The sequence below is a fragment of the Sulfurimonas sp. genome (assembly GCF_047622445.1).
Taxonomy (GTDB): Bacteria; Campylobacterota; Campylobacteria; order Campylobacterales; family Sulfurimonadaceae; genus Sulfurimonas.
This window is the reverse complement of record NZ_JBLHOE010000104.1, coordinates 1-6,714: the sequence shown is the minus strand read 5'-3', so window position 1 is coordinate 6,714 and position 6,714 is coordinate 1. Positions and strand designations below refer to the sequence as shown.

The following is a 6,714-nucleotide window of genomic DNA, read 5'->3' as shown; positions in this document are numbered from 1 at the left end:
TGACTTGGAGTCAATCTAGATAAATTCCCATTTAAGAAAACTCGCTGATTTATGTTTTGTCCGACATGTTACATGTTCAAAACTCTCTAGGTTTATGATAGCTTAATTGCTAGTTTTCATTATATGATGTTTTGTTATGACTTTTAAATACATGCTCACTCATTCCATATTGTACTGTATGGTTTCTTGAACTGTTGCCGACCGACCCAAGGGTACGGGGAAATCTTTTCGATTATAAGAAAAAGTAGAAAATTACGCACCCGTTTTTTTTAATTAAGTCCAATCTTTGCATAAATATCTCTTCTTTTTCCTATCTTTATTACATTTTTAGAAGAGCAATTTGGACAGTTTTTAGAATTTTTTTATAATCCATTATAGAAATACCTTGGTTTCTAACCAGTATAACGAAGTTTATAGAGGTTTTAACCCCCCCCCCATTTCTTTAATTAAGTCGTAAATAGTAATAATAATATAGTTTACTTATAATATTAATTATATATTATTATAATTTTTTAAGTAAGTTGTAGTTATAATTCTCTCGTTCAACCCCTTGGACTGTTGTGAGCTTATGTTTTTTACGCTTACAACAAATTTGTTTTTACTTCAAACTTTCCAACAACAATTGTAAATCTTTTATAGAATCAATCTTATATGTAGCCTTTGAAAAATCATGTGTTACTGTGAATTCATTTTTCACCACTACGCACTCGATCTCTGCATTTACAGCGGATGTTAACCCACGTTCAGAGTCCTCGATGATTATACATTCTTCTTTCGTTGCATTAAATTTTTTCATTCCAGCTAAGTATGGATCAGGATAAGGTTTTGAGCGAGGGTATTCTTCTACGCATAAAGTGAAATCCATATATTGTACTATATCTAGGTTATCATGTACTAAATCAAAATCAACTCTTCTAGACGTTGTGACTATGCCCATCTTATAAGTTTTTGAGAGTTCTTTTAAAACCTCTACAACTCCAGCTATTTCTATGTTTTGAGTTTGAATGAACTCTTGATAGTAAACATCTCTTTGTCTTCGTTTCTTATCTATCTCATTTTTAGAAATACCTTGCTTTTGTGCTATTTCCCAGGCAGTACCACCTCGAGCCATTATCTCCATATATACATCAAAGGTAAGCTCTAGTCCAAATTCAGCCAATGCTTTTACATTTGCTTTGTAGTAATACGGCTCAGTTTCAACAAGAACACCATCATTATCAAATAAAAGGTACTTCTTCACCATTAACTCCAAATATCTTTTGTGATAAGCACAGTATCTTCACCATTAATCAAAGAAAGTTCACCATCACTAATGTTAGCTTGTAAACTCATTGAACGTTCTACGATACTTTCTATTTCACCATCAAGATTAAGATATACAACTTCAAGGTTTTTAAAGCGTTTGAGTGATTTTTCTATCTGTTTAAACCAAGCAGTAGCCATCCCTTCTTGATATGTATAAATAATAACTCTATCAGAACGTCCACAAGCTTTTTTTATTCGCTTTTCATCTGGTTGACCCAAATCAATCCAAAGCTCAATATCTCCACCTAAAGACTTCTGCCATAAATCAGGCTCGTCATCTTCAGCTATACCTTTACAAAATACTAAATCTTCATTGGCATTGAGAATAAAAGCAATCAGTCGTACTATCAAACGTAAATCATTCTCCGATGGATGCTTCGCTAAAGTAAGGTTGTGTTCTTCATAATAGTGTGTATCCATATTTGCTATGTTGAGTAGCGCTTTATATATTGTTGCCTTTGCAGCCATGTAGTACCTTTATTTTCTCGCCATTTAAAATGGCATCTTCGACATTATGATCTCTTGTTGATCAACATACTGTTGACAATCTTTTGCACCTAACTTTATGCAAGTCTGTTGCCAAAGTTTTGAGTGTCCATCATCCTTCGTATGCATATGACCTTGCTTGAACATCAGGGCATGTGCATATTCATGTGCAATAACACTCTCAATCATATAGTCCATACTCTCTTGCATCACTTTTTTGTTAAGATATATTTTGATTTCACCATTTTTATAAGAAGTAAGACCATACAATCTTCCTTTAAACTTGTCTGTAACTATTAAAGGGATATTGAGTGTAAAACCATATTGCCTTTGCATGTTATAAAGGACTTCTTGTTCTTTTGCTTGTATCCGTTGTTTATAACTCTCCGGTATATCATTATTTTTAAATGTATAACTCTTATAGTAATTCAAAGCAAGTACAGAGATAGCTAAGACTATAACACTTGCAAATATTAATTCTAACTTCTTTTTAAACATCTTTTCTCTTTATATTTTATACCATTATACATAAAGTTATTGATTACAATCCAAGAATATCCTTTGGCTTTGCAAAAATACAAATACTTCTCTCTACAAGTAAACTAAACTTACCCTACCCTTTAGTTTATATATTATATTCACAAACAGTAGAAGTATTTTGTCTTAGTCACATAAAATCCGTTTAGAAATTAAACGATTAGATAAAGGATATTTATGTTAAATTCTACACCTTTTATGTCTCTCTTAGCAGATGAATTTGATGAGAAAGTGAAAGAAGGATACAAAATAATTGACATTAGAAGAGCTGATGAATGGGAATATTATGGAGTTATTGAGGGAAGTCATAAGATCACATTTTTTGATGAGGAAGGTGGATATGATGTTAAAGCTTTTTTAGAAGCCTTCACTCAGGTTGTTACAGATAAAGAGCAACCTTTTATCTTAGTCTGCGCTCATGCAAGAAGAACAAAATCAGTTGGTGAATTACTCGCTTTACAACTTAAGTATACAAATGTTTATGACTTAGACGGCGGTATAAATTGGGGTTGGCTAGATAAAGGTTATAAAACGATTAAACCTTCACTTTAATGACTACTTTTACAACTTTTGAAGACTCTTCAGTATTAATACAAGGCATATGTGAATCCTCAGGATAAAAAATAGCCAATTCACCTTTTCTTAAAATGATTGAAGAGTTCTCTTTTTTATCTTCATATTTGATAAAATCTATAATTTCATTATATGAAACTGCAACATCTAAATCATCTATGTGAGCTACTTCTATAATCTCTTCACCATCAACTATAAACTGGAAGTCAATGTATTTTTTATGAGACTCAAAAAAACACTCTCCTCTCTCTTTTGAGAGATACACTTGTTCTAAAGCAAAGCAATTTGCATCTATTTCTATTTTATTACATGTATCCATCACTAAGGAGAGTATATTTGCATTTTTTTGTGAGCTAACATCAAATACCTGCTCTAAATACGCAAAAGCTTTATGAAACTTTGCGTCACTTACCTGCTCTTTTAACAGATCCAATTTTCCAAAAACAGCCATTTTCATCTCCAATACTTTGTGACACGATATCATATTTTTCATTTCTATAAAAATATTGCTTTACTCTAGGAAATTAACTTATTCCTTCTCTTTTGATATTTTTTTCAATGCATCAATAATATCTTTGGGTTCCATACGGAGTTTATAATTCGTTTGTGCCTGCATTGCTCTCACAACTCCCTTAGTATCTATAACGAAAGTACCTGGGATTGGCAATGCCGTACGGTTTTTACCATTGTATGATTCTACATCAAGTCCATTTTTTTTATATATAGCGAGTATCTCTTTAGATAATTCAAAGTATAATTTATACTCTTTCATAACACTGTAATCTAAGTCACTTAAAACTTCAAACTGATAACTATCTTTTTTTATTTGTTCTGCTGATTTATCTGCTGTTTGTGGTGTTATGGTAATTAACTGAGCACCATACTTTTTAAATTCACTCACGCTATCGATCAGTACACTAAGGTGCATATTGCAAAAAGGACACCACGCACCACGATAAAAGACAAGAACAACAGGACCTTTTTTAAGTTCATCTTCTAAATTGACTTCTTTGCCAAAAGCATTTTTCAAGCTAAAATTTGGTGCTTTTTTACCAACCTTAATTCCTGGATCAGGAAGTGATTTAGCTAAAGATAGACCAGCCTGATTCATAACTTCCTTTTCCTCTGTAGAGAACTTAGAAGGAGCTTTCAAGCTCTTTAACGTGAACTGATTTAACGATTCTTGGTAGCTAGCTACTTCTGCTGCTTGAAGCATACAAAATGCATTCAAGCATACAATTAAGATTATATTACGCATAGTTTTTTCCTTTAATTTATTTATGACTCTTAAAAATACCTATAGTATTAAATCGTTATCAGGTGGTTCTTATTTTTAATCAGCTCGGTCAATGGTTTACCCCATGCTATTAGCTCAATTCCTTGATCTAAAAGAGCTTGTGTAGTTCCGAGATCCTCAGCACATTTGACACAGCTACTAAACATCACTCCTGCTTTTTGAGCATCTGCTACTAACTTTTTTATATGTTCGTTTTCAGCAACAAGCTTTGAAGTCGCTCCCCAAATGATGATAGTGATTTCATCCCACAATTTAAACTCCATTGTTTTTGTTGCATACAACAGTAGCATGTGTTCGGCTGTTAAAACGTTATCGTTCGTCCATAAGATATGTAATTTATTTTCCATTATATTTTCCTTTTACTTTACTTTGTTCATTTTCACATATTATAGAATAATTGTTCTATAATATGTGAAAAAAAATTATCTAATCATGCTCAATACATTTTTGATAATTGCTTCACCATCTTCTTTTGAATTATTATATTTTCCATACACATGAAAACCATGAATCATAGTAATAATAGTCAGGGCCATTGATCTTGCATCTCCATGAAAATCTCCATCCATAGACGCTTGTTCAAGACTTTTTTCCATTCCTAAACGTACAACGTCGAAATATTCTTTTGGAATATTGTATGTTTCTTCATTCATAAATTCTTTCTCTCTCATTGTATTTGAGAACAGGCAACCTTTAAATTTGTCATGAAAGCTAAAATATTGAAAGAACTGTTCAATCCCTTTTTTACCAGGATTGTTTTTCAAAATAGTAAGTTGTCGTGCTCCAATTTTTGAATAGTAGTGATCTAGTGCATCGTGAAACACTCCTTCTTTATCTTTAAATAAAGAGTACATCGTTCTACGATTTAATCCTGTATGCAAAACTAATTCAGCCATAGATACACCTTCGTATCCTTTTTTCCAAAATATTTCCATTGCATTATCAAGAACTTTTTCTAAATCATATTCAACTGGTCTTGCCATTTTCACCCTCCATTTTCAATATTATAGAACATATATTCTATAATGTCAAGGGTGCTCAAAATAAGGGTAATAATTAAATTTCATAAAAGTAACTCTGGTAAGATTTATCTAAATTTGATAGTTTCACGTTAAAAGCATCTTGTACCTTTTCTTGCATATCTAACCAAAAAGAGTCAAGAACTACACTTGCTCCTGAGTTTTGAGAGGGAACAAAAAGCTTGCCCTCCATTACTTCTATTATTTCTAAAACAATAATGTCTGAAGCATCACGAGATAGTTTATAACCACCATTAACTCCACGTATACTAACAACTAAGGAGCTTTTTTTCAAGCTAGAGAGTATCTGTTCGAGGTATCCGTGAGATATTTGAGTCATTGCGGCAATCTCTTTTATCTGCATCAACTTGCCATTTGGAGAGTTAGATAGTGTATACATTGCCGCAATTGCGTAAACGCCTTTTGTTGATATACCAACCATTAAACAAAAACTCGTTTATATATATGGTATATCTCACACCCTAGACAGTAAGAAAACGCAACCTCCAGGAAAATACATGCTAAAAGTATTCCACTAAATATATAAAATAAAAGTGTTAAGTTTAGTACGTAAAGAATAGCTATGGTTACTAAAAATACTAAACCAAAAAGAGATGCTAATTTTTTAGGTGCAGCGTCTACTTTTATGGTCTCTAACTTTAATATATTTTTTGTATTTTTTGAAAGTATAAAAAGTAAACTATACTCTTTGTTTAAAAATATTCTAGTTACAAAATCTAGTATAAGGAAAAAAACTAATGCTGAACTTTGAGTAACGAGAAATATACTAAATATAAGACCAACATAAAAAGCGTTGATTCTTGCGATGTTTGAGTCAACTGATACAAGTGAAATGGGACATGATTTGTTATTCATAATAAATCCTTTATTATTGTTATTTGTAATATTAAAGGATTTAGCTTTTAAAGTCAAGTAAACTAAGCGAGTTGCTAAGGATTAGCTATTCCCCATTTGCTTTTCGTTAGGTTTACGTACATGCTTCTTTTTAAACATAAATAATTATACATAGAATCTGATATACTTTCATCAATGATAAATGAACTAATATTAAACTACATCATCATATATGTCTTCTTAGAAATTTATGAAGTACAATGGCAAAAAGCAACTACTATGGTAGGTATGCTCGCACGAATGCATGAGTACTACAAAAAAAGTGTTTTCTTATTTCTCATCATGCACCCTACTTTTTACTTTTCAATTTTTATAATGCTAGTAAGTAACTACAATATGTATGCAATCTTTTTCTTTTCCATTAAGGTTCTAGATATAGCGATGAAAATAATGCTCATAAAACAAGTCTTTATTGATAAAGAAATTTCACATGAGTTAAGTCTTGCTCTACTCACACCACTTAACAAGTATCTTCCATATATGGGTCTTGTAGTTTATCCACCCTTTATTTATTTAGCTTTTTCCTAACACTTCATAGTACACAATCACTTCACCATTATTTACTATAATTTTACTACTTAC

The 6,714-nt window shown here is 31.6% G+C and carries 11 protein-coding genes; 2 read left to right on the top strand and 9 right to left on the bottom strand.

Annotated features, from left to right (window positions below):
- Positions 1–598: 598 nt before the first annotated feature.
- The 3 genes from ACI9TV_RS15545 to ACI9TV_RS15535 are packed head-to-tail and all read right to left on the bottom strand — an operon-like array spanning position 599 to position 2,289.
- A complete protein-coding gene (locus ACI9TV_RS15545) occupies positions 599–1,243 on the bottom strand; it encodes an HAD family hydrolase (protein WP_415251734.1) in 645 nt (214 codons plus the stop codon).
- Positions 1,243–1,773: a YaeQ family protein gene (locus tag ACI9TV_RS15540; RefSeq protein WP_415251733.1), complete on the bottom strand. Its 531-nt coding sequence runs from the start codon at positions 1,771–1,773 to the stop codon at positions 1,243–1,245. The genes ACI9TV_RS15545 and ACI9TV_RS15540 overlap by 1 nt, the downstream gene beginning before the upstream one ends.
- A 24-nt stretch (positions 1,774–1,797) precedes the next feature.
- The gene (locus tag ACI9TV_RS15535; RefSeq protein ID WP_415251732.1) at positions 1,798–2,289 is read right to left on the bottom strand and encodes a SprT-like domain-containing protein; all 492 of its coding nucleotides are present in this window, start codon (positions 2,287–2,289) and stop codon (positions 1,798–1,800) included.
- A gap of 216 nt (positions 2,290–2,505) precedes the next feature.
- On the opposite strand from ACI9TV_RS15535, the gene ACI9TV_RS15530 reads away from it, so the two are divergent.
- Positions 2,506–2,880 (top strand): rhodanese-like domain-containing protein, encoded by a 375-nt coding sequence (locus tag ACI9TV_RS15530; RefSeq protein ID WP_415251731.1) that lies wholly within the window; start codon positions 2,506–2,508, stop codon positions 2,878–2,880.
- Here the strand turns inward: ACI9TV_RS15530 and ACI9TV_RS15525 are convergent.
- The 6 genes from ACI9TV_RS15525 to ACI9TV_RS15500 all read right to left on the bottom strand — a co-directional run bounded on the left by ACI9TV_RS15525 (position 2,864) and on the right by ACI9TV_RS15500 (position 6,093).
- Positions 2,864–3,394, bottom strand: coding sequence for a YhcH/YjgK/YiaL family protein (locus tag ACI9TV_RS15525; protein WP_415251730.1), 531 nt, complete (start codon positions 3,392–3,394; stop codon positions 2,864–2,866). The genes ACI9TV_RS15530 and ACI9TV_RS15525 overlap by 17 nt on opposite strands.
- 36 nt (positions 3,395–3,430) lie before the next feature.
- Positions 3,431–4,159 (bottom strand): peroxiredoxin-like family protein, encoded by a 729-nt coding sequence (locus ACI9TV_RS15520; RefSeq protein WP_415251729.1) that lies wholly within the window; start codon positions 4,157–4,159, stop codon positions 3,431–3,433.
- Positions 4,160–4,206: 47 nt separating this feature from the next.
- Positions 4,207–4,488, bottom strand: coding sequence for a hypothetical protein (locus ACI9TV_RS15515; protein ID WP_415251728.1), 282 nt, complete (start codon positions 4,486–4,488; stop codon positions 4,207–4,209).
- Between the two features lie 132 nt (positions 4,489–4,620).
- Complete coding sequence (locus ACI9TV_RS15510) at positions 4,621–5,181, bottom strand: TetR/AcrR family transcriptional regulator (protein ID WP_415251727.1); 561 nt, start codon at positions 5,179–5,181, stop codon at positions 4,621–4,623.
- Between the two features lie 73 nt (positions 5,182–5,254).
- Complete coding sequence (locus ACI9TV_RS15505; RefSeq protein WP_415251726.1) at positions 5,255–5,659, bottom strand: RrF2 family transcriptional regulator; 405 nt, start codon at positions 5,657–5,659, stop codon at positions 5,255–5,257.
- Positions 5,659–6,093: a DUF4395 domain-containing protein gene (locus ACI9TV_RS15500; protein ID WP_415251725.1), complete on the bottom strand. Its 435-nt coding sequence runs from the start codon at positions 6,091–6,093 to the stop codon at positions 5,659–5,661. Before ACI9TV_RS15500 ends, ACI9TV_RS15505 begins: the two co-directional genes overlap by 1 nt.
- 174 nt (positions 6,094–6,267) lie before the next feature.
- Between ACI9TV_RS15500 and ACI9TV_RS15495 the strand changes: the two genes are divergently transcribed.
- Entirely contained in the window at positions 6,268–6,660 is a 393-nt protein-coding gene (locus ACI9TV_RS15495; RefSeq protein ID WP_415251724.1) for a hypothetical protein, read from the top strand.
- The last annotated feature ends 54 nt before the right edge of the window (positions 6,661–6,714 follow it).

Excerpts from the sequence above, each read along its gene's own strand:
- ACI9TV_RS15545 (WP_415251734.1), bottom strand. The coding sequence starts at position 1,243 with ATGGTGAAGAAGTACCTTTTATTTGATAATGATGGTGTTCTTGTTGAA.
- ACI9TV_RS15540 (WP_415251733.1), bottom strand. The coding sequence starts at position 1,773 with ATGGCTGCAAAGGCAACAATATATAAAGCGCTACTCAACATAGCAAAT.
- ACI9TV_RS15535 (WP_415251732.1), bottom strand. The coding sequence starts at position 2,289 with ATGTTTAAAAAGAAGTTAGAATTAATATTTGCAAGTGTTATAGTCTTA.
- ACI9TV_RS15530 (WP_415251731.1), top strand. The coding sequence starts at position 2,506 with ATGTTAAATTCTACACCTTTTATGTCTCTCTTAGCAGATGAATTTGAT.
- ACI9TV_RS15525 (WP_415251730.1), bottom strand. The coding sequence starts at position 3,394 with ATGAAAAATATGATATCGTGTCACAAAGTATTGGAGATGAAAATGGCT.
- ACI9TV_RS15520 (WP_415251729.1), bottom strand. The coding sequence starts at position 4,159 with ATGCGTAATATAATCTTAATTGTATGCTTGAATGCATTTTGTATGCTT.
- ACI9TV_RS15515 (WP_415251728.1), bottom strand. The coding sequence starts at position 4,488 with ATGCTACTGTTGTATGCAACAAAAACAATGGAGTTTAAATTGTGGGAT.
- ACI9TV_RS15510 (WP_415251727.1), bottom strand. The coding sequence starts at position 5,181 with ATGGCAAGACCAGTTGAATATGATTTAGAAAAAGTTCTTGATAATGCA.
- ACI9TV_RS15505 (WP_415251726.1), bottom strand. The coding sequence starts at position 5,659 with ATGGTTGGTATATCAACAAAAGGCGTTTACGCAATTGCGGCAATGTAT.
- ACI9TV_RS15500 (WP_415251725.1), bottom strand. The coding sequence starts at position 6,093 with ATGAATAACAAATCATGTCCCATTTCACTTGTATCAGTTGACTCAAAC.
- ACI9TV_RS15495 (WP_415251724.1), top strand. The coding sequence starts at position 6,268 with ATGATAAATGAACTAATATTAAACTACATCATCATATATGTCTTCTTA.